This window comes from Cytophagaceae bacterium ABcell3 (assembly GCA_030913385.1).
GTDB lineage: Bacteria > Bacteroidota > Bacteroidia > Cytophagales > Cytophagaceae > ABcell3.
The window spans coordinates 596,779-620,012 of sequence record CP133159.1 but is presented as its reverse complement, the minus strand read 5'-3'; the positions used below and the strand labels follow the sequence as shown (position 1 = coordinate 620,012).

Sequence of the window (23,234 nt, the reverse complement as noted above, 5' to 3'; positions counted from 1 at the left end):
TTTTATCAGTTTCTTAAAAAATCACAATAAGGATTTAAACAACTAATATTTAAATCCTTAACAGCGGCATAGTAAGACAATGTGTCCCCCCTCTTGCACGGGAAAGTTCACTAGCAGGAATGGTTATAATGGTATTGGTGACATCTTCAGGCTTCAATTTATTTTTTTTGAAGTCCTTGATCAGCTTTTCGACAGGGACAATATCAAAACCATGCTTTTTCAAGCCTTCATTGGTCATATGGTTTCTTTCATAAGTAAAAGCCACTCCTTCTTTTACAGCAAAAAGGTTACAACCATCCGTCCACTGTTCCCGCTCGTCATAAGGTTTGATACCTTGTCCGCATGGCACTATGGTAGTATTAGGATACAAATCCTCTACAATATTTTTTAAAGAAGGATAGCTTTTCACTTGACTGCTACCTCTTTGATAATGGGAGATCTCCATTTTACCAACTTGCTCCACCAAAGGCATATAACCAACACACACTTCTTGGCTAATTCTGGAAAATATCGTATCAAGGTGCATACAAGCCCGTTGCTTGGGCATATCAATAATAGATATATAATCGACTACGCCTTGTTTAAATAAAGCATCTGCCATCTTCTCAAGTGCATCTCTGTTAGTTCTTTCGCTACAACCAGCCAAAAGATGGTTTTTACCAAACATCATTAAATCTCCACCCTCTATACAAAAGTTATTTTGTGTCCCTTTATCTGGATTAAGGAAACTGATAATACGGTTGTTATCTGACAGCTCCGTAAACTCAGGATGGTAGGAAAATACGAAATGAGAAAGCAAAGACTCTCTTAGCCGAGCATTTCTTGCAGCTTTAGTCAATACAAGATGGTTATTAACCACTGTTCCTATGTCCCTACAAAAAATAAGGTTAGGCAATGGATTTATAAGTTGAATCCTAGAACCAGGAATCGTTCCAGATATTAGAAAATGGCTAAGTTCGCTAGCGGAAAGGTCAAGAAGTTGTTTCAAGTTTTCTTTCTTAAGCGATTCAAAACTGACTACTGCTTCTAACAATTCCTGCCTAACAGAAGGAACGGCAACTACATCTGTCAAAAGATCTGAAAAATACAACAGATTCTCTTTGCCAATGAACCAAGAAATAGCTTCCGCAAAGAGATCATGCTCTTCCTTCATCCTTGCCAGGTATACAATATCGTCATACAATAACTCCTGCGCCCTAGAGGGAGTCACTTTTTCGATACCTGCGTCTGGCCGATGAATCAAAAGCTTTTTTAATGTACCTGTTTCAGAAGGTACGTTTATACTGCTATTAATAATATTTAATTGCCTGTCTGTTTCCATAAAAGTTTTAATAAACCATCATTTTCATACAAAATACACTTCCACCAGATTTGATAAACTCCGAAGTGTCTACTTCTTTGATTTCAAACCCTTTCTTTTGCAATGCATTTTTTGTAACCGTGCTTCCTTTGTGAAGAATGGCTGTTTTTGCTCCGTCCAAATTGATAATATGCGCATTGAGTGAAAAGAATTTCTCAGCCTCTTCTACAGGCACCTCAACAACTTCACTAAACAGTTTATTAATTACAGCTAGCCCTTCTTCGGTAAAGGCTTCTTTACACAATATTACGGTATTTTCATCCAAAGGGATAAAGCAAGTGTCCAGGTGATAAAACTTATCATTGACTAATTCAAGCAAAACTATAGGCACATCCAAAAGCTCAGAGATTTCTTCATAAGCAACAGGGTCTGTACGGTGGCCATAGCCGCCATAGATTAAGTTTTTTCCATAGTGCGGGATAGCGTCTCCCATCCCTTCAAACATGTTGGTTTTCTTCAGGTGTATAACCTTATAGTCGTGTCCCTGAAAGTATTTCTCAAAGTATTGAACCTCTTTTTGCCGTGAAGGGTGGCGCATTTTACTCATAATAACCACCTTCTCGCCAGTTTTGGTAATCCATGGAAAAGTTTGGTTAGCAGCAAATACCATGTCTTCGCAACCTTCTACCCCCTGAATTTCTAGGTATGCGTCTAAAACTTGCCTATGCACCAATTCTTTATACGCCATTTTAATTTGATGCCATTGCTTAATGGCCAGCTCTTTATCAAGTTTCCCACTTTGCCCCTCCATGTGCGGGTTTTTGACATCTACGATGTCAAAAAACTCAGGCGTGGTCATCAAAACCCTTGCCGGCTCAGGACGGTTTGAAACTTGATCTATACTAAAATCAAGATTATGAATGTTGTATACCTTGCTCATCTAATAAAACCTTTTTTACATCTTGTGGATCAACATGCTATTGATTCAACGTAAAAAAATTGAAATGAGTTTACCTGCTTACAAACAAGACAGCTTGCTCTAGGTTAATAATAAGGGTTTAACCTCATTAACCCGAAGTATGCACTGCGTCTTATTTTATATGCCAAAGATTGGCACTAATTCTGAACGCACCAAGTTCCATACTTCAGGTTTACAATAAGCCACTAGAACAGGTTTATACTCTTAGTTATACAACCATTTTAACCTAACGGAATGACACCTGAAGCAGGAGCACAAAAGCTTAAGGAAAAACTCTACATCATCATTTTTGAGTCTGACACCAAAGCGGGCAAGGCTTTTGACATAGCCCTCCTTTGGGTAATAATATTCAGTGTGCTTGCAGTAATGATGGAAAGTATTCAAGAATTCCGCAAAGATTATGGAGACGAATTTCTTCTTGTGGAGTACTCCCTTACAGGAATTTTCACCATCGAATACTTAATGCGGATCTTCTGCGTCAAAAATCGCTTACGCTATATATTTAGCTTTTACGGGATCATAGACTTATTAGCCATTATTCCTACTTATCTGAGTGTATTTATACCTGCCGCACAGCCATTGATCGTAATCAGAATATTAAGGCTTTTACGGGTTTTTAGGGTGCTTAAACTTATACAGTTTTTGGCAGAAGCAGAAGTGATTAGGCTTGCGTTGATTGCCAGTGTCAACAAAATTGCCGTATTCCTTTTTGCTGTTGTAACCGTCCTCGTTATAGTAGCGTCCACTATTTATGTTATAGAAGGCCCTGAAAATGGCTTTACAAGCATACCTGTTAGCCTATACTGGGCCATAGTAACTTTGACTACTGTCGGCTATGGAGACTTAGTACCGTTGACTTTCGCAGGAAGGTTCTTGGCGAACTTAATCATGATTCTAGGTTATGGTCTTATTGCAGTACCTACCGGAATTGTTTCGGTTGAACTCACCCAAGCATCTAGACCTAAATGGAAACAACCTAAGGCCTGTATCAAATGTACACATGTAGAGCATGACCCTGACGCCAATTTTTGCAAAAAATGTGGCGAGAAGCTTTAAAAGCACCCATAAGCGACCTATAGCTGCTAAATTCTCTCAGAAAAGAATATCTCTATTGCTATACGCTTATATAATGCAGTAATTACTATCTTGCATATAATTTATTAGTGCATTAAAACAGCAATGAATACACACGTACTTCTTATAGATTGCCCAGATGAAAAAGGGATCATATTTAAAGTAACCGGAGTTCTTTTTAACAACGGCTTGAATATTTTATCAAATGGTGAATTTGTAGAAAAGAAAGTAAACCACTTCTTCATGAGAAGTGAGGTGTCGGGAAGTATTGACTATGACAAAGTTACAAATGAACTTCATAAAGTATTGCCTGCAAATGCCAACATAAAGCTTACGCCAAAATCGAAAAAGAAAGTCCTACTATTGGCAACAAAAGAACATCATTGTTTGGGCGATCTGCTTATCAGGCATTATTATAATGAATTAAATGCAGAAGTGTTGGCTGTTATTAGCAACTATGAAAACCTGCGTGACCTAGCAGGCAAGTTCAACGTACCTTATCACCATGTTTCTCATGTTGGTTTAAGCAGAGAGGAGCATGAAGAAGAAGCCATGAAAGTCATAGATAGCTACAATCCAGATTTTCTGGTTCTGGCAAAATACATGCGTATATTGACACCCGCTTTTATGGGAAGCTATAAAAACAGGATTGTTAATATCCACCACTCTTTCCTTCCAGCTTTTGTAGGCGCCAGCCCCTATGCCCAAGCCTATGAGCGTGGTGTAAAAATCATTGGTGCTACTGCGCACTTTGTAACAGAAGACCTTGACGAGGGGCCAATTATCGCACAGAATGTTATGCCAGTTGCCCACTCCCAAAGCGCCGCCGAAATGGCACAAGCAGGCCGTGATATAGAAAAAATTGTACTTGCAAAATCCCTGAAACTGGTACTGGAAGAAAAAGTAATTGTGTATGGAAACAGAACCATTATTTTTGACTAGAAATGACCACGATAGCCTATTAACAGCCAAAGCCATCATATAATATTTATTACCTTTTACGAGCATTTGAAGGCTTCTTTCTTATCCACAGCTTACCGTGTGTACTTTCCTTTATTTCAAAAAAATTTTATCTTTATATTGATAATTCCTAACATTTAACTTCATACTACCTTGGCGCATTCAGAAACCCCTTTGATGAAGCAGTACAATGCAATTAAGAAAAAATACCCTGGTGCACTGTTGCTGTTTCGTGTTGGAGACTTTTATGAAACATTTGGGGAAGACGCTATCAATGCCAGCCGGATCCTCAATATTACCCTGACCAAAAGAGGCAACGGAACAGCTTCTGAAATTGCCTTGGCTGGATTTCCTCACCACTCCCTTGATTCATATCTTCCAAAACTGGTACGAGCAGGGCAGAGGGTTGCCATTTGCGACCAGCTAGAAGACCCGAAGTCTGTAAAAGGAATTGTTAAAAGGGGCGTAACAGAACTGGTAACACCGGGAGTATCATATAACGACAACGTACTGGAGGTAAAACAAAACAATTATTTAGCAGCAGTACATTTTTCAAAAGACAGTTTAGGGGTGTCATTTCTGGATATCTCTACAGGAGAGTTCCTGACTTCTCAAGGCGATAAGGATTATGTAGAAAAGCTTATCCAGAGTTTTAACCCTTCTGAAATCCTTTACTGCAAAACAAAGAAACAAGCTTATTTAGACACGTTTGATGATAAATATAATACCTACGCCTTAGATGACTGGGTGTTCAGTTATGATTTTGCGTTTGAGACATTGACATCCCATTTTGGCACTACAGGCTTAAAAGGCTTTGGCATAGAAAACCTTCCTGAAGGCATTGTGTCTGCAGGAGTAATATTTCACTACCTCAATGAAACGGAGCATAAAGAAATAAAGCACATACAAAGCATCTCAAGAATAGCAGAAGAAAAGTATGTGTGGCTGGACAAGTTTACGATAAGAAACCTGGAGCTTGTTTTTCCTCAACACCAAGGCGGAGTACCTCTATTAGATGTGGTTGACGCCACCCTTACCCCTATGGGCGGCAGAATGCTGCGCAAGTGGCTCCTTTTGCCGCTAAAGGAAGAAGCCCCAATCAAAGAACGGCACGATGTCGTTCAGGCATTAGTAGACGACAAAGGTTTACTCACAGACCTTGTACAAAACTTAAAGCAAATAGGAGACTTGGAAAGGCTAATTTCCAAAGTAGCGGTAAGACGCGTTAACCCTCGTGAACTAAACCAGCTCCGCAAAGCACTCGAATTTACAGTTCCTATTAAACAAAAACTTCAAGAAAGTGGACTAGCCCCCTTAAAAAAGCTGGCTGATCAAATCAACAACTGCGAGTTTTTAGTTGAAAAAATCACCAAAGAACTTAAGACTGAGGTTCCCCTGCTCACCAATCAGGGAAACCTCATCAATGAAGGTGTTGATAGTGAACTTGACGAATTGCGAAAAATAGCCTACTCTGGAAAGGATTTCTTATTGCAAATCCAGCAACGTGAAGTAGAGCGTACAGGTATCACATCACTAAAGATAGCTTACAATAAGGTTTTTGGCTATTATCTGGAAGTAACCAATGCGCATAAGGACAAAGTACCAGAAGAGTGGATCCGGAAACAGACTTTAGTAAATGCCGAACGCTATATTACGGAAGAACTCAAAACCTATGAGGAGAAAATCCTTAACGCTGAGGACAAGATCAACATAATTGAGCAGCGCCTTTTTCAGGAACTCGTTATGTGTGCAGAAGAGTATGTTGTTCCGGTACAGCAAAACGCACGGGTTCTTGCCACACTTGACTGCCTCATGTCATTTGCACAGTCTGCCATCAACAATAATTATATAAGGCCGGTAATAAATAATGGGAAGGCATTAGACATATCAGCAGGCCGCCATCCGGTTATAGAAAAACAACTACCACCAGGAGAGCCATATATACCCAATGATATTTACCTTGACGATGAATCTCAACAAATAATTATCATTACAGGTCCGAACATGGCTGGTAAATCAGCCTTGCTCCGCCAAACAGCCCTAATTGTGCTAATGGCACAGACAGGATCTTTTGTACCTGCAAAATCAGTAGAAATTGGCTTGGTAGACAAAATATTTACCCGTGTAGGTGCATCAGACAACCTTTCTAGAGGCGAATCTACTTTTATGGTAGAGATGAACGAAACAGCCAGCATCTTAAACAACCTTAGTGAGCGCAGCTTAGTCTTGATGGATGAAATCGGAAGAGGAACAAGCACTTATGACGGCATTTCTATAGCTTGGTCTATTGTCGAATACCTACACAACCACAAAAAGGCAAAAGCAAAAACACTTTTTGCTACACATTACCATGAGCTGAACCAATTGGCAGATGACTTCCCAAGGATAAAAAACTTTAATGTTTCTGTTAAAGAAGCTGGAAACAAAATCATTTTCATGCGTAAGCTCAAAGAGGGAGGCAGTGAGCATAGCTTTGGTATTCATGTAGCACAATTGGCAGGAATGCCAAACCCAGTTGTTTTCAGGGCTAGCGAAATCCTGCACCACCTTGAAAAAGACAAAGTTAAAGATAAAGAAAAACAGAAAATCAAAGAGTTGCCCAAAAACAATTTCCAGTTGAGCATTTTTGGGGCTGCTGACCCGAACTACGAAAAAATATGTAAACTCTTGGAGGGGATTGACATTAACACTATTTCACCTGTTGAGGCTCTGCTTAAGCTGAACCAAATAAAAATACTTTCAGCAGAAAAGGAAAAGGAGAACTTATAAAAGCTTTTAAAAAGGAGGCCGTTCAGCATTTTTACTTGCTAAATGGTGCTCCTGAAACGCTTTCTCCAAATCTTCAGGAGTGTATTCGCCCTGATGTTTCTTTAAGTAAATGTACGCCTGAGGCTTCTTGCGAGAATAATACTCTGTCAGTACAGTTGCAAAAATAATCTCTGTGTCAGCATTGACTACTTTAGTAAAACCCGTATGAAATTTTAAATTATCTTTATACTGACTTTCGAACTCCCCTTGTGGGTAAAGACAAAGTAAGTTTTTAGAATTTTTAAGTAAGCCTGCGGCATATTGCAATGACTCTACCACACCCCGGCTTTGACGCTTTATAGAAAAAGCACCGGCCTGTGAGAGTATTTTGTTCTTTGAAAGTGTTTCTTCAAGCATCATTACATAAAACCTCTTCTTAAACACCTTATTATTGAGGTAAAACATCAGAGGACCATCCCACCAAGAGTAATGATTGCCTAGAAGCAAAATAGGCTTATTGCTGTCTATATTGATGTTCCCTAAAATTTTAACACATGAAAAATGCTTTTTAATTTGCCAAGCAAAGTATTTCTTAAAAAAGGCAACAGCCAAAGGGTTTTGTTTTGCTTTAATCATAGGTTATCAATTCAGAAACTATTTTTGCAGACAATAAACAAAGAGGGATCCCTCCCCCAGGATGGACACTCCCACCACAAAAGTATAGGTTTTTAATATCGGAGGAATAGTTAGCATGACGTAAAAATGCGGCAAACTTATTATTAGAGCTATTGCCATACAAAGCACCACCATAAGAAGCAGTGCGTTCTTCAATCAAAACAGGGTCTAAGTAAGCTTCTCCATCTATATAGTCTTCAATATTATTTTCTAGCAAACGATTTAATTTTTGGATTATATTCGCTCTTGCTTGTTTTCTTAACTTTGCCCAATCTTGCCCTTGATTGTAAGGGACATTAATCATAACAAACCAGTTCTCACAGTTTTCAGGGGCATCCTCAGCACAATGCTTAGAGGATATGTTTACATAAATGGTAGGGTCAGAGGATATGGTGTTGTTGCTAAAGATCTCCTCAAATTCAGCTTTATAGTCTTTACTAAAAAAAATATTGTGCAACTTAAGCTCTGGGAAACAACCTTTCATATTCCAGTAAAATACCATAGCTGAGCTCGATTTAGGTTGTTTAAGAATACGGTGTGGCCATTTTTGGCCTTTCAACAGTACTTGATAGGTATGGTGGATATCCGCATTACTGATAACCTTGTCATATAAATAAACCTTCCCGCCCACTTGCAGACCCGTTGCTACTTTATTATGGACTACAATTTTCTGTACTGGCCTCCCATATTCAAACCTAACACCTAGCTCTTCTGCTAGCTTCACCAGACTTTTAACAATTGCATACATGCCACCGTCTGGTATATATGCACCCATATTATACTCAAGGTGTGGAATGATGCTCATGATACCAGGTGTAGCATAAGGGTTAGATCCATTATATGTGGCATAGCGGTCAAAGAGCTGCACCAACCTTGGGTCGTTAAACCGAGCTTGATTTAATTGGTGCAAGGTGCTAAAAATATCCAGTTTATGAATAGACTTTAATCCCTCAAAGGCTTTTGATGTGGCAAAACTTTTCAGCGACAGACTATTGAACAAAAAAAGATCTGCTGTAAGGCGGTATTTTTCATGACAGCTTTTTAAGTATTTTATAATAGATTCAGCGTTTTCATTAAATAATGCGTTCACTTCCTTAGCAAAAGCGGCTGGATCTGCATAAGCATTTAAAACAGTACCATCTTCATAAAAATACTTGCATAAAGTCTCAAGCCTTTCATACTTAAAATAGTCAGAAGCCTTCTTTGAGTGCAGCAAAAACAACTCTTCTACCAGCTCAGGCATGGTAAACAAAGAAGGCCCTGCATCAAAACGATAGTCTCCGTTCTTAATTTCAGCTAGCTTTCCGCCAGGTGCATGAGATGCTTCATACACAGTAACCTCATAATTTGACGCCAATCGTATAGCACAAGCAATTCCTCCTATACCAGCACCAACTACAGCAACTTTATTTCGTAACATATAAAAGCAAATGAAATTGACAGGAATATAATATATAAGTACCCCTGTTAGTTTTAGTTAATAATTATATTTATTTTTAAAATGAAAATAATCCTAATTTTGCCATGAAAAATACGCTGTTGATTTTAGCCGTTCTAGTTTTTTCGCTCAGTTTATCGTCATGCACCAAAAATAAAAGTGAAACGATTACAGGCAAATGGAAAGTTACCGAGTCTGAATTTGCTGGCAATAAGCTTATAGGAGATTTTAACTCTGCCTGGTATAGGTTCAATGAAGATGGAACATTTGAAAAGTCCGCTGAGGGCAAAACCCAAGCAGGGACTTGGTCTATTGATGAAGAAAAGTCTTTGCTTACCCTGGAGTTTGACGAAGAAGACGAAGAAAGCAAAGTACTAAAAGTAACGCTAAGTGAGTTTTCAGACAATAAAATTAAGATGGACTGGGAGGAGTTTACTATGGAGTATTCAGAAACCTTAGTTCCGGCAGAATAAAAAAACATTCTACATAGGTTTTTTATTTAAAGAACAGGAATATTTTTATCTAACTTCCTGTTCTTTTTTTATAGAGAAATTTTTACGCTTATGAAACTGACGTTCTATGGAGGGGCTATGCAAGTAACAGGGAGTATGTTCTTGCTAGAACTTTCCGATGGGTATAAAGTACTGATTGATTGTGGTACAGACATGGCAAAAAGCAGGTTTGGAGAAGAGCAGGAGTTGTTTCCGTTTGACCCATCTTCCATAGACCTTGTCGTATTGACCCATGCCCATATAGACCATTCAGGAAAAATTCCGCTTTTATACAAAGAAGGTTATAATGGCCAGGTGCTTTGCACAACCCCAACGGCAGCTCTTTCAGAGATTTTATTGCATGATGCCTCTGGGTTGAGAAAGCAACAGGTTCGAAAAAAATGGAACCCCAAAAAGAAAAAATTAAAAGAATTTGTCCCGCAAGACACCTATTTTGAAAGGGATGTCGAAACGGCTATGGACCGATTTGTCAGTATTGAGTTTAACAGAGAGTTCCCAATTAAAGAAGGCGCCAGTATAACTTTAATTCCGGCTGGGCATCTTCTAGGGGCAGCATTTGTGGTAGTAAAATCTATAGAAGATGGCAAAGAAACATCCATTGGCTTTTCTGGAGATATAGGGCGAAAAAACTATCCGCTGTTGCCAAATCCCGCCACATTGCCTCCCGTAGATTACCTAGTAAGCGAATCTACTTATGGAGGTCGCGTACATATTAATGAAGGTGTGCCAGAGGAAGTCTTAGAAAAAATTATAGTTGAAACATGTGTTGACAAAGCAGGTCGTTTAATTATTCCTGCTTTTAGTGTCGGTCGGACACAGTCTTTGTTGTATACGCTCCACCGTTTGGCTACTGAATGCAAATTTCCCTCTATAAAAGTATTTGCAGACAGCCCTATGGCAGAACAAAGCACAATGGTGTACCAACAACATGTTTCCTGGCTAAATGAAAGTGCCAGAGATTTTAATGCCAAAAACAGCACCTTGTTTGACTTTGACAATTTGGTATACACCTCTACCAACAAAGAAAGCCGAGCTATTTCTGACTACCGCCAACCCTGTATTATCATAGCATCTTCCGGCATGCTCACAGGGGGAAGAATGAACACACATGTTCAGAAAAACATAAACAACCCATACTGCAGCATCATGTTTGTTGGATACTGTGCAGAAGGAACTCCAGGACATCAATTGAGAAACAACAATAGCCTAAAAGTTAATGGGAGGGAAATACCTGTTGCAGCAAATGTCTTTCACACCGATATCTTTAGTGGACATGGCGACCGCAATGACTTAATGGATTTTGTCAAACAACAAGACGCATCAAAACTTAAGAAGGTTTTTCTTGTTCACGGAGAAGCTGAAGGCCTTTTTGCTTTTAAAAATGCACTTGTGAAAGAAGGGTATGAGCAAGTGGTAATTCCTGAAAAAGGCCAGTCTTTTACATTGGACTAAAAGTGGCTTCTATAACAGCCACTTTTAATCTCCTCCATATATTTCACGAAGTAAGTCTTTTATCTGCTGGAGTGTCTGATCCATAGAAGAGTCTGCTTTTTGCCCATTGTGGTAAGGTGTAAGGGTAAAAGTTCCTGAATTTTTGGAAGGTTTTATTAATGTACCCTCAAACGGCTCACCATCTTTAAAATGCAAAAAACCAGCCGCAATATTCTTAAAAGTAAAGAAATGCGTATGATCCATTTTCTCAATTCGTGAAATTGGCTGAATAATATCAGTTAATAAATTATCTATAACGGAAAACAGGAAGCTCTGATCGTTAAGACTGTTCTCATCAGGAACAACTTGAGTCTCAATATTTTGGTAAAAAATGCAATTGTCCTTAATAAAGTAGCACACTAACCCATCTTTTGCATGGATATTTCTGGTCAATGGGCCAGACACAAAATTCAAAAGAACTATGGGCGTTCCATTGCTTACTAAGGATAAGGTACCGCAGTTTGAATCTATAAATTTAACATGCAGGCTTGCTGAAGTTACATTATTTTCTTGAAAAGTAATAGGGGTTAATGAATAGCCGTCGTTTTCAAAAGAAACCTGAAGAACTTCTGCATAATCAACCCCACCATAAAGGAGTGTCACGCTATCCACCTTTCCTTCAGAATAATGCTCTGCAACCACTAAAATATTTCCATCTTTGAGTCGAAGCTCCTTATATGCAGGGCCTTCATAAATTCTCTCATTCTTAAAAATGGTTTTTTCCGTCAATAAGTTATTGTTTAAACCCAGCTCGGTAATAGGTATAGAGTATTGAGATACAAGTTTACCCTTTTCATAATAGTCTGTTATACCAAGCTCAACTTCACCGCCCTCTCTCACAAAATAACCTTCATAAGGCTGCCCATTTTTAAAGATACCCTTCAAGGGAGATTCATCCTCCAGCACCAGTTGATAATTAACAACTTCTGTCAATTTCCCATTCTCATAATGATGGACATACTCCAGCTTATTATACCGGCTTTTTGTATGGGCTCCATGAAGTTTTCCTTCTTGATCAAAAAAATTATTGTCATAGTCTTGTGATAATAAATGCATAGAGGTCAAAATTTAAAAAAATGGAAAAAATATTATTAGCCAATGCTTAGGGGATTAATGCTCTTTATTTGTGCTAAAAAATCATTTTTTTACCACGTAAAAGTCAACTTTTACAGATAAATCGTTTGGTCTTTACCACGATTCATCTTAGCGAACCATTGATAACCAGCAAATTGGCCCAAACATTTTGTAAGCTAATAAAATGGGCGGATTAAAGCAATTAAAACTTTAAAATATTTTAAGACTATTGAGTTGTTTTTGGAGTTCAAACGAGTCCATGGGGCGATAATATGAAAATGGCGATGCTCATAAAAGTATGGGGAAAATAGAAAAAGCCTATGCTTCCATTAGTATAAGGAAGGCCTAGGCCTTTTAAAAAAATTATTTTTTCTTAGTTAAAAGAACTGTTCCTGCGATCGCACCTGCAACAACAGTCCCTGCAAGTGCTAACGTTTGAGGTTTCTTTTTAATGTTTCTGAAAGCTGCACGAGACAATACGCCTGTGTTTGCCTTAAACAACTCCCATTTTGTCCTTGGGGATAGGCTTTTCCAAAAAGTTGCTCCTTTTTTCTTTTTTAATGCTTTGGTTTTCATACAACTACCTGTTTTTTTTGTTAAAAATAATTTGTGTAGGCTATTTTAATATAAAACAGGCCCACCCAGCTTTTGTTTATATAAAATGGCTCACACGTAAAAGTTGGGGAGTTTTGGTTTGATTTGTTAATTTTAAGGCAAGATGAAAGAAAATATTATTGCCCCTTTTTTGCCGGAAGGCATACTAGATTTTTTTGAAATAGAAGCTGTAATAGAGCTATGTGACCTGAACAGCAAAAGATCCTTTTATAAAATCAACCTCATTGAGCAGAACCGGCTATTAGGAAAACATAATCCTGAAGAGTACGAGTCTAAAGGTTTTTATGAACCTAAAATTGTGCAAGATTTCCCTATAAGGGGAAAAGCCGTTTATCTTGAATTTAAGCGACGAAGGTGGAGGCATAAAACATGCAAGAACAAAATAGTTTACAATGACTATTCATTTGTAGCTGAAGGCTCTAAAATCACTCAAGAGCTTTCAGATTTTTTAAAAGGTACAGGTCGAGACCCGCGAAGATACCATTGGTAACATTGGCAGCTATTATGAGGTCAAAGGGGATTTGTTGAGGAGGCACTATAAGAAGAAAAGCAGTGGGTTTAAGCAGTGGGAACAAAAAGAGCATGCAGAAGACTATTTGGTCTTTCCGGACAATATCGGAGAGCATCTCAGTATAGACGAAGTTGCACTGTCAAAAGGAGAGTTGTACACTTTTATTACCAATAAAAACGGGAGAGGCAAAAGAGGCTCTTTGGTAGCTTCTGTAAAAGGCACATTGTCGGCAAATATCATACAAGTTCTGGAGAAAATCCCTCTGGAACAAAGGAATAAAGTAAAGGAAGTAACCCTTGACATGGCAAAAAACATGGAGTCATCCGCAAGAACATGTTTCCCCATGGCAAATTTGGTTACAGACCGCTTTCATGTAGTAAGGCTGGCCCTGGAGGCTCTACAACATATAAGGGTCAATCAAAGATGGGTTGAACTGGATATGGAAAACAAGGCTATCGAAGCTGCCAAAAAGAATGGCGTTAGGTATAAAGCACCCTTATTGCCCAATGGGGACACCCCAAAGCAACTTTTGGCCCGCTGCAGGTATGTCTTTGCCAAAAAGAAAGCTGATTGGACTCAAAGCCAAGAGCAGAGAGCCAACATAGCTTTTGAAAATTATCCAGACCTCAAAAAAGCTTATGACCATGTTCTTGAGTTTAGGCTAATATATGAAAGCAACACAAAAATTTCCGCTGAAAAAAAGTTTAATGAATGGATCAATAAAACTCATGAGATGGAAATTAAAGAATTTTTAACGGTAGCAAATACAGTAAGCAACCATATGAGCAATATTCTAAACTTCTTTGACAATAGATCTACCAATGCAAATGCGGAATCTTTTAATTCAAAAATAAAGCTCTTCAGGGCAAACTTAAGAGGCGTTGTAGATACCAGGTTTTTCTTGTTCAGGCTCTCTAAGCTTTTTGCTTAAATCCCCAGAAAAATACGGTGACCCTATAAAATTTTAAAAAGCAGTTATTCCGTCTCTAGCAATCCTGCCAGCCGGAGCAACTCCGTTTCTGCCTGTTTTGCCTGGAACCTAGTTTCGGAGATTCTAGTTTCTGCACGTATTAAATTAAGCTGTGCTTCTCGAAACTGGGTACCCGTAACCTGACCCAGCCGAAACTGTTCCTCCGTTACTTCAAAGTTTATTCTTGCAATTTCCAAGTTACGTTCCTCCAAATCGAGCAACTGCAATCCATTTATATATTGATCCCATGCATTCGATAATTCTGCCGCTGTTTGCAAACGCACCAGTTCTCTATTTTTTCGTGCATTTTCCAAATTCACTTGAGCGTTCTGTTGCTGAATTGCCTGTTGTCTACCGTTAAACAAATTAAATGAGGCATTGATACCTCCATTAAAGCCTATGGTTTGCTGGAACAACAAGAAACCCGCTTCTGCCTCAGTTCTATTAATGCCATAAGAGGTGTTCAGTTCAATTCTTGGCCATCTTCCCGCTTGAGCGATTCTTGCATCTGCTTCAGTTACCATAAGGTTTTGGTCAGCCATACGCAAAGCACTGTTTCTCCGCATCGTGTGGTCCATAAGCTCTTCTTCATCCAAATTCTTTGCTATTGACACCTGTCCTCGGATATCTGTGTTACGGTTGGCTGGATAACCTAGAAGTACATTAAAGTTTCGTATAGCGGTTCTATAATTTATTCTTGAAACAGCAGTATTAACACTGTCTGTACTTAAATCGACCTCTGCGTTTAAAACATCCAGTCTATTGGCTCCTCCAAATTCATAAGAAGTACGGACCCGCTCATATCTTTCAGAGGAAATATCAAGCGCCATTTGATCGGCACGATAAACTGCCTGCAGTCGAGCAGCTTCAAGAAACTGAGAAACGACCTGTAAAATCGTGTTTTCTATTTCCATAACAGATTGAACCTTACCAGACTCGCCAAGAAGCCTAAGGCGTTGAAAATTCCTAAAGTTTCCCAGTCCGTCAAAAAGCAGATAGTTCAAGCCTATAGAGCCATTGTAAGTATCCGTTCTTACACCGCGTTGATCTACCGGTGGTATGTCGCCAAGAAACTCAATTTCCGTATCCTCCACCGCAAGGTTATATCCCCCACTTAATGAAATAGCAGGAAGCAAGCCAGCATTACCGGGATGTGCATTATTTCGGGAGATTTCTGCTTCATTTCTGGCAATCAAAATATTATAGTTATTATGCAGCGCAATGGCAACAGCTTGCTCTAGACTTAAAGAATCGTTTTCTTCGGCATGCGACACATATTGCGAAACGATACTTAGAAATAATATCACTAAAAAAATCTTATTTCTCATCATCAAATCTATTTTTGATTTCTTTAATAGCAGGCTCCAAGTTTTCTGGTTTTTCTTTTTGCCCAGTGACAATCCAGTGCCAGCCACTTCTAAGCTTGCAGATCAAGATAATCAGAACAGGGAGCATGGTAAGTGTGAGAAAAGAACCAACTAACAGTCCATAGGCTACAGAAACAGCCATGGGGTTAAGGAACTGCGCTTGTAAACTTGGGTTCATAATTAAAGGAGTCAATCCAGCTACAGTGGTAATGGTAGTGAGAAAAATGGGCCTGAACCTATCTTTGCCTGTTTGAATAAGGGCTTTAAGCAAATTACCTCCTTCTTTAAGTCTTGCATTATAATTATTTATAAATACCAGCCCATCATTAAGCATTATACCTATTAAGGCAATTACGCCCAAACCAGAGAATAAGCTAAAGGGGATTCCATGCACCCAGTGCCCCCATGCAGCACCTATAAAAGAGAAAGGGGTAATAAACACAAGAGCAAAAGTTTGTCCAAATGACCTAAAGGTAAACACCAAAATCGCTGCCATAAGAATAACCACCGCTGGCAGAACAACAACAATAGAGTCTAAGGTCCTCCCAAACTCTCTAGACTGTCCCTCCATACTATAGTCAATTCCGGGATACCTTGCTTTTATCTCAGGCAAAATTTGATTGGATACCCTATCATTAACTTCAGGTACAGATACTCCCCTATGCACAACATCTGCTTCCACTGTTATAGCCCTTCTCCCGTCGCGGTGATTTATGGATGTAAGCCCTTCACGCTCTTCAAGCATAGCAACCTCCCTGAGTGGGAATTCACCCCCATCTGCCGTTCTAATACGCATCCTTTCCAGTTCACCTATAGAGGTGCGGCCTGTTTCATCATATCTAACCCAAACAATAACCTCATCCTGCCCCCTTTGCAATCGCTGAACTTCCCTTCCAAAAAAACCGCTCCTAACTTGACTGGTAACATCTTGGAGCGCAAGACCTAACAAGTGCGCCTCATTTCGCAGGCGTATATGAATCTCTGGCTGCCCTCTCATCTCATCATCGACAACATCAGACAGTTGGGGCATTCCTTCTAAAGTCTCCCTCAGTGCGTCCCTTGCCAGACGAAGCTCATCAATATCTCTCGAAGACAAGGAAATGCCAACAGGTTTGCCAAATGGGATTCCTGTTTCAAAGCTCAATTGTTCGACGCCATGTATTTCACCCGCACGCTCTCGAACAGCACTAGAAATGGCCGTTACACTAATGTCCCTCTTCTCTGGATCCAATAGTGTGAGCGTCAATGTACCTTCGGCGGCTGAAGGCCCAATCTGCCTTTCGAAAGACTGAATTATGTCTTCACCATCTGGTCTTCCGGCAGACATTTCCTGGTTGGCTTCACGTGCAGCTTGTTCTATGTGTACCAGCACAGAGTCTGTAATTGTTTCCCGTGTACCTGCTGGCATTTCCAAGGTGGCCGTTATACGATCCATTTCAATATCTGGGAAAAAAGAAGTCCTAATTATACCCCCACTAACGGCACCAAAAGTTATGACAAAAGCTGAAAAAACGATAAGTGTGCCGAAAAATTGATGGGCCATAAAAAACTTCAAAATCGGCATATAAATTTTCTCCCTTAGCTTTACCATTAAGTTAGAGGTATAGGCAATAAACCGGTTAGGTTTACGCTGATTGGCGTGTAGTGCCTTACTGTGCGCCAAACGTGAAGGGAGCAGTAAAAAAACCTCTGCAAGCGACATAAACAAAGACGCTATAACCACAAAAGAAAGGTCAGAAATATACTCTCCAGTGATGCCTTCTACGAAGAAAAAAAAGCCAAAACCGACAGCGGTAGTGGCAATGCCTGAGGTAATAGAAGGCATAACCTCCATTGCCCCATCCAAGGCCGCTCTATAAGCAGGCTTACCATCTTCAAAATGTTGATAAATGTTTTCCCCAACTACTACGCCATCATCTACGAGAATACCTATTACCATAATCATTCCGAAGAGCGAAAGCAGGTTTATAGACATACCAAAAACGGCACCGAGTGCGAACATCCCCAGAAACGAAACAGGAATGCTCAATGCCACCCAAAAGGCCACCCTTAGGTTTAGGAAAAGCCCCAAAAAAATAAGCACCAAAATGGCACCTATAATACCATCTTGTTGTAGCATTTCTAAGCGGTCAAGCAAAGTGCTGGAGCCATCATCTATTAAAGTTGCTGTTATAATATCATTGTCTTCATTAAAAGATTCGATATAACTATTAACAAAATCAGCGGCTTCTAGTATGTTTTCGTCATTGGTAGTTTCTACCTCGATAATAACAGAAGGGGTTCCGTTCATAAAAGCCCTTTCAGGGTCATCGGCCCAAATGTCCCTAATCTGCGCAACATCTTTTAGGCGAACAATTCCTTGAGGGGTAGACCTGACAGGTATTTCTTCAAAACCAGCAGCATAGTAGCTCTTGTTATCTGCCCTTATCAGTATTTCACGGTCTCGGGTTTTAATCGTTCCACCGGTAATTTCGACATTAGCCGCAGCAACAGCATTCGCTACCTCTTCAAACGACAGCCCGTAGGCTTGCAAACCCTGCTCGCTGACACTTATTTCTATCTCTTCTTCAGGAAAGCCACTTAGGCTTACATGAGAAATTTCCGGAAAAATAAGCAGGTCGTCTTCTATTTCTCTGGCTGTTTCTTTCAGGGTAGTTAAACTGACCGGGCCACTCAAGGCAAAACGGGAAGTGAAGCTAAGCACCTCTTGCTTATAAACCACCAGCCTTTCCAGCTCAGGGGGCAATGTGGCAATTCTGTCTATTTCATTATTGATTTCTTGGAGCAAGACATTGGCATCTTCTCCGAACTCTAGTTCAACAGTAATTACTGCTGAATTTTCTGTAGAAACCGATGTGACCCTGTCTATACCCGTTACACCTCGCAAATTGTCCTCAATCTTGATAACGACACCTTCTTCCATTTCTTCCGGTGATGCGCCCAACCAAGAGGCTTCAATAAGAATAATGTTAGGAGAAACTTCTGGAAAAAGGCTATAGGTAAGGCTGCTAAACCCCAAAACACCGAAAATTGTTATGATCAGGATGAGCAGTTTTACCAGCACAACATGTTTTATGAAATAGGCAATAACACTTCTCATCCGGCAGATCGGTTTAAAGGTTCAACATCCGTACCTTCAAAAGCTTCTGTCCGCCGCTCACGAATGATCAGCTCACCATCTTCCAGTCCTTTTACAACAGCCGCAGTATCTGTTTGATGCACCACGTCCAAGGGTCTTAGCCTAGCACGTCCATCTTCTACAACAAAGACTTGGTTACCGTCTATCAAAATATTTCTGGGCAAAGATTCAACATTTTCAAATGTCTGCGCCCGCACCCTACCAGTCATGAACATCCCTTCCCTCAAAGATTCATCTACTACTCGTATGTAAATATTTACTGACTGAGTAGCAGGGTCTATTTGCTCACCTACCCTTACCACTTGACCAAAAACAGGCCCTTCAAGCGAGTTGTTTCGAAGCTCAACCGAATCTCCTTCACTCACATAACGTAAATCCATGGTAGATACAGTAGCTTCTAATTCATACACCCCAGACTTTATAAACTGCCCCAAGCGCTGACCTTGAATAACGAGCGTACCAGTTGTAATTTCTGCCTCTGTCACTATACCTGTAAATGGAGCACGTATCCGAAACTTTGTGAGGTGAACCTCCATTTGCCGAATTTCATGGTATTGGGTCATTACATTTCTACCCGTCAAAAAATATCTTTCTTGAGAAGAGGCTGGCTCTGGAAGAGGGGGCACGGGACGGTTAACATCAAAATTTTCTAAATAAGCAAGCCATGCTTCATAGTTTTCACTAAAATCGAGCCGCAAATCAGGCATAACCTGGGTAATACTTTGCAAAAGGGCACTTCTACTAGCTATTAGGCTTTGCCTAAACTCATCGTCATTGATTCGGATAAGCGTTTGCCCTTCTTTAAAACGATTGCCGGGTCGAAATGGAGGATCCGTGGGCAGTAATACACCGCCAACTTCTGAAAAGACATCTATTTTTTCTTCTGCAACCAGCCTTCCACTCAAATCAACAAATGCAGGAATGTTCCTGTTGTTTACCTCTTGTACCCTAACAGCCTCAGAAATATCTTCTGTTGTTACATCTGGTGTTGTTTCCCTTCTTGCCAACATGATACTAAACAATAAGGCAACTATAAAAAGAGCTAAACCTGCTATGATTAAAATTTTGCGTTTCATAAAAATGAGGGGCATTAACAAATTTGTTAACCAATGAAACCAAAATTTGTTGAAGAAAATGGAGAATTTGAGGTATTTTAAACCTATAGATATCCGTCAACCCAACATTAGCATCTTCAAAAAAATAAAAATATGCTCAATTAATTTTGCTAGCGAATCCATTTTAAACCAACACGGGATTTTTTGGTTATTATTTACACCAAACATTTTTGCATAAACCTGAACCATGCGAAACATTTAATCATGAGGAGCAAAAAGACGCATTTTAGAATCGCAGAGCATAGCAGCGTTATGATTAAGACACAAATGTGAGCGAAGCGACTGATTTGGAAGTTCTATTGCATATTTCAGGTTAAACCATAGAAAATATGAAGGTCGAACAGATATACACCAAATGCTTATCGCAAATGGCCTATTACCTAATTTCCGGGAAAGAGGCTGCTGTCATAGATCCCCTTCGGGATATAAAGCCGTATCTTGACCGAGCCGAGAAAGACGGTGTAAAAATCAAATATGTTTTTGAAACACATTTCCATGCTGATTTTGTATCTGGACACCTAGACTTGGCACGGGAAACAGGAGCCACAATAGTCTATGGCACTGATGCCAACCCAAAGTTCAATGCACACATAGCCGAAGACTGTGAAGAGTTCCAGGTGGGAGAAACAACTTTAAGGGTTCTCCATACACCAGGCCATACCTTAGAATCGGTTTGTTATTTACTCAAAGACAAGTTTGGAAAGGAACAGGCCGTTTTTACAGGAGATACCTTATTTGTAGGAGATGTTGGTAGGCCAGATCTAGCACAAGATGTGGCCAATATGACGAAAGAGCAACTTGCAAGCTTATTATATAATTCGCTACACGAAAAACTGATGCCCTTACCAGAACATGTTTTAGTTTATCCCGGGCATGGAGCTGGCTCTGCATGTGGTAAAAACATCAGCAAAGAAACAGTTTCTACCATCGGCGAACAACAAGTTGGAAACTATGCATTTCGGGCGGATTTAAACAAAGCTGACTTTGTAAAAGAAGTAACCAAAGGGCTTCTCCCTCCCCCATCGTATTTTCCTGAAAATGCAAAACTCAACAGAGAAGAGATTGAAAGCTTTGAAAAAGTAAAGTCCCGCTCGCTACAGCCTTTAAATCCTGATGAGTTTGAAAAAGAAATCGCCAAAGGAGCCACGGTTTTAGATACCAGAAGCCCTGAAACCTTTGCAAATGGATATATCCCTAGTGCTCTAAACATTGGCCTAGAGGGAGACTTTGCCCCTTGGGCAGGGACCTTGATTACAGATATTAGACAAACCATCCTTTTAGTTTGCGAAAATGGCCAAGAAGAAGACGCTATAACTAGGCTAGCACGTATTGGATATGACCAAGTGGCAGGGTTCTTAAAAGGAGGTATAGATGCTTGGAAACTGGCGGGGGAAAACATGGAAAATATAACCTCTGTTTCCCCCGAGGAGTTTGCAGGCAGGTATAAGCAACAGGATGTTGACGTTGCAGATGTCCGGAGGCCAGGAGAGTATGACTCAGGGCATGTAAAAGGTGCAGTAAATGTCCCGTTAGATTATATAAAAGAGGAGGCTAAGCAGAAAATTCCTCAAGAAAAGCCAGTATATATTCATTGTGCCGGAGGTTACAGATCCATGATAGCAGCTTCCGTTTTAAAAAGGAGCGGGTGGGAACATGTACTCAATATAAAAAAAGGCTTTAAGGCAATTTCAGAGGCGGGGGTGACTACTGAGTAAAAAAGCACAGCCACAAATAACTCTTAATATTGGTGGCTGTAGCCAATAAACTTATTTTCTTATTTCGTTAAGAATACCGTCCCATAGCTCCACCCTTTTCTGTAAAGCCATTTTACTGGTAGCAATGCAGTCCTTCCATTTTTGTTCGTCATTGCCACATAGCTCCTCAATCATTTTATTGGCCATTGGTCCATGCGTATCTTGATCAAGTTCAATATGCCTATCCAAATAAAACACAAGCTTATCCAACTGGTCAGGAAAGCTTTTGCTAAGGTCATTGACCAATGAGGTAAACATATCTGGAATAAGGTCTTCGCGACCATAGGTAAATGCGGCAGCTATTTTGTGAAGCTCCCCCGTTTCAATAACTTCAAAAGTATACAAAACAAAACGCTTCACCGAATCAGGTATATCTAAATTGTCAACAGCTACTTGTACCCTTCGCCCAGCTTTGATCTGCGTGATTAAACTTTCAACCTGAGCTGTGTCAGCTCCACATTTTGACATGGCTGCCAGATATAACTCATAGTGGCTCATAGGAACACCATGCTCATCTTCATCAGCCTCTTCTCCCATTACAATTTCATTGATCAACCTCCGGGCAACAGGATTTCCCTGTGGTACCCATGGAACAGAAACACATGTTAAATCCTTCTGCAAAGCTTTCAATAGCGACATAAAATCCCATACAGCAAAAATATGGTGTTGAAGAAAAACTTTTAAGTCATCAGGTGTTTTAATTGCCTTGTAAACTGGATGACTTAGTAGCTTATCTCTCAAGGGAGAAATTTCTAACCTAACATGTTCGATATTGTTCATGAGTTAATCAATAAGGTTCAGAATAGGACTATTTTAACAAATCTAATCAATTATAGTTTCAATCTTTAAAATTATCAGAAAACGCTGCAAAAAAAATCAAACCAATACAGGATGATCATAAGGTACTAGTTTTGTCGAGTCGCACCGGTAATGTGCCTTAGTTTTCCAAAATTTGTATACCAAAGTGCAATAATTCCGTAAAACATTTAAAGTGTTCTGTTATATGAAACATTTTTTGCCAAGGTCAATAGACCTGAAAAGGTAACCTATTAACAAACATTAAATTAAACAATATGAAGAAATATATACTACTGGCAACCTTACTTTTAATGGGCGCAGAGCAAGCTTCGGCACAATGCGAAGCAGAAGATTGTATTGCGGAATTATCAGACGGATATACCTTCCTCAAAACACATAAAATTGAAAGTACAGAAAGTGTTCTGGAGTATTCCTATGTGTTAAGCAAAAACACCAATTATATGATAAAGGTCTGTAATAATGAAGGTGCACAGCAAAGAATAACCATTACACTCCTTGATTCTAATAGAAAAGAAGTAGCCACAAACTATGATAAAAAGAACGATACATTCAACCCTGCAATATTTTACGATTGTAAAGCAACAGGTGTATATTATATTAAATATGCCTATGAAAATTTAGAAAATTGTTCCTTAAGCGTATTAGCCTTTAAAAAGTAAGAATAAACAGTTGTTCGACAACAAGCACCATTGG

The 23,234-nt window shown here is 39.6% G+C and carries 19 protein-coding genes; 9 read left to right on the top strand and 10 right to left on the bottom strand.

The annotated features are described in order from the left end of the window. Window positions 1-49 precede the first annotated feature (49 nt). Window positions 50-1,321 (bottom strand): arginine deiminase family protein, encoded by a 1,272-nt coding sequence (locus RCC89_02625; GenBank protein WMJ72071.1) that lies wholly within the window; start codon window positions 1,319-1,321, stop codon window positions 50-52. Between the two features lie 7 nt (window positions 1,322-1,328). Next, window positions 1,329-2,240, bottom strand: a complete 912-nt coding sequence (locus tag RCC89_02620; protein ID WMJ72070.1) for an arginine deiminase family protein — start codon at window positions 2,238-2,240, stop codon at window positions 1,329-1,331. A gap of 273 nt (window positions 2,241-2,513) precedes the next feature. On the opposite strand from RCC89_02620, the gene RCC89_02615 reads away from it, so the two are divergent. From RCC89_02615 to mutS, 3 genes are all read left to right on the top strand, one after another. Continuing rightward, a complete protein-coding gene (locus RCC89_02615) occupies window positions 2,514-3,335 on the top strand; it encodes an ion transporter (GenBank protein WMJ72069.1) in 822 nt (273 codons plus the stop codon). A gap of 123 nt (window positions 3,336-3,458) precedes the next feature. Next, a complete protein-coding gene (purU, locus tag RCC89_02610) occupies window positions 3,459-4,295 on the top strand; it encodes a formyltetrahydrofolate deformylase (protein WMJ72068.1) in 837 nt (278 codons plus the stop codon). A gap of 195 nt (window positions 4,296-4,490) precedes the next feature. Beyond that, window positions 4,491-7,082: a DNA mismatch repair protein MutS gene (mutS, locus tag RCC89_02605; GenBank protein WMJ72067.1), complete on the top strand. Its 2,592-nt coding sequence runs from the start codon at window positions 4,491-4,493 to the stop codon at window positions 7,080-7,082. Between the two features lie 6 nt (window positions 7,083-7,088). On the opposite strand, the gene RCC89_02600 is transcribed toward mutS, so the two are convergent. Both RCC89_02600 and crtD read right to left on the bottom strand, forming a co-directional pair. Next, window positions 7,089-7,697: a lysophospholipid acyltransferase family protein gene (locus RCC89_02600; protein WMJ72066.1), complete on the bottom strand. Its 609-nt coding sequence runs from the start codon at window positions 7,695-7,697 to the stop codon at window positions 7,089-7,091. Next, a complete protein-coding gene (gene crtD / locus RCC89_02595) occupies window positions 7,690-9,156 on the bottom strand; it encodes a 1-hydroxycarotenoid 3,4-desaturase CrtD (GenBank protein WMJ72065.1) in 1,467 nt (488 codons plus the stop codon). Before crtD ends, RCC89_02600 begins: the two co-directional genes overlap by 8 nt. 104 nt (window positions 9,157-9,260) lie before the next feature. Between crtD and RCC89_02590 the strand changes: the two genes are divergently transcribed. Continuing rightward, window positions 9,261-9,647, top strand: a complete 387-nt coding sequence (locus tag RCC89_02590; protein ID WMJ72064.1) for a lipocalin family protein — start codon at window positions 9,261-9,263, stop codon at window positions 9,645-9,647. Window positions 9,648-9,737: 90 nt separating this feature from the next. Further along, complete coding sequence (locus tag RCC89_02585) at window positions 9,738-11,138, top strand: MBL fold metallo-hydrolase (GenBank protein WMJ72063.1); 1,401 nt, start codon at window positions 9,738-9,740, stop codon at window positions 11,136-11,138. A 24-nt stretch (window positions 11,139-11,162) separates the two neighbouring features. Here RCC89_02585 and RCC89_02580 read toward each other — a convergent pair whose 3' ends face one another. Continuing rightward, a complete protein-coding gene (locus RCC89_02580; protein ID WMJ72062.1) occupies window positions 11,163-12,233 on the bottom strand; it encodes a hypothetical protein in 1,071 nt (356 codons plus the stop codon). 381 nt (window positions 12,234-12,614) lie between these two features. Continuing rightward, window positions 12,615-12,827: a hypothetical protein gene (locus tag RCC89_02575; protein WMJ72061.1), complete on the bottom strand. Its 213-nt coding sequence runs from the start codon at window positions 12,825-12,827 to the stop codon at window positions 12,615-12,617. A 142-nt stretch (window positions 12,828-12,969) separates the two neighbouring features. On the opposite strand from RCC89_02575, the gene RCC89_02570 reads away from it, so the two are divergent. Both RCC89_02570 and RCC89_02565 read left to right on the top strand, forming a co-directional pair. After that, complete coding sequence (locus tag RCC89_02570; GenBank protein ID WMJ72060.1) at window positions 12,970-13,356, top strand: hypothetical protein; 387 nt, start codon at window positions 12,970-12,972, stop codon at window positions 13,354-13,356. 31 nt (window positions 13,357-13,387) lie between these two features. After that, window positions 13,388-14,308, top strand: coding sequence for a transposase (locus tag RCC89_02565; protein ID WMJ72059.1), 921 nt, complete (start codon window positions 13,388-13,390; stop codon window positions 14,306-14,308). A 44-nt stretch (window positions 14,309-14,352) separates the two neighbouring features. Here RCC89_02565 and RCC89_02560 read toward each other — a convergent pair whose 3' ends face one another. The 3 genes from RCC89_02560 to RCC89_02550 are packed head-to-tail and all read right to left on the bottom strand — an operon-like array spanning window position 14,353 to window position 19,929. Next, on the bottom strand, window positions 14,353-15,678 hold the full coding sequence (locus tag RCC89_02560; GenBank protein WMJ72058.1) for a TolC family protein: 1,326 nt from the start codon (window positions 15,676-15,678) through the stop codon (window positions 14,353-14,355). Next, window positions 15,665-18,814, bottom strand: a complete 3,150-nt coding sequence (locus RCC89_02555) for an efflux RND transporter permease subunit (protein WMJ72057.1) — start codon at window positions 18,812-18,814, stop codon at window positions 15,665-15,667. The genes RCC89_02560 and RCC89_02555 overlap by 14 nt, the downstream gene beginning before the upstream one ends. Then, complete coding sequence (locus RCC89_02550; GenBank protein ID WMJ72056.1) at window positions 18,811-19,929, bottom strand: efflux RND transporter periplasmic adaptor subunit; 1,119 nt, start codon at window positions 19,927-19,929, stop codon at window positions 18,811-18,813. Before RCC89_02550 ends, RCC89_02555 begins: the two co-directional genes overlap by 4 nt. 368 nt (window positions 19,930-20,297) lie before the next feature. On the opposite strand from RCC89_02550, the gene RCC89_02545 reads away from it, so the two are divergent. Beyond that, a complete protein-coding gene (locus tag RCC89_02545; GenBank protein ID WMJ72055.1) occupies window positions 20,298-21,683 on the top strand; it encodes an MBL fold metallo-hydrolase in 1,386 nt (461 codons plus the stop codon). 51 nt (window positions 21,684-21,734) lie between these two features. Here RCC89_02545 and RCC89_02540 read toward each other — a convergent pair whose 3' ends face one another. Continuing rightward, window positions 21,735-22,502 carry a DUF3050 domain-containing protein gene (locus tag RCC89_02540; protein WMJ72054.1) on the bottom strand — a complete coding sequence of 256 codons (768 nt, stop codon included), beginning with the start codon at window positions 22,500-22,502 and terminating at the stop codon, window positions 21,735-21,737. A gap of 293 nt (window positions 22,503-22,795) precedes the next feature. Here RCC89_02540 and RCC89_02535 point away from each other — a divergent pair, with 293 nt between their 5' ends. Further along, a complete protein-coding gene (locus RCC89_02535) occupies window positions 22,796-23,200 on the top strand; it encodes a hypothetical protein (GenBank protein WMJ72053.1) in 405 nt (134 codons plus the stop codon). Window positions 23,201-23,234 lie beyond the last annotated feature (34 nt).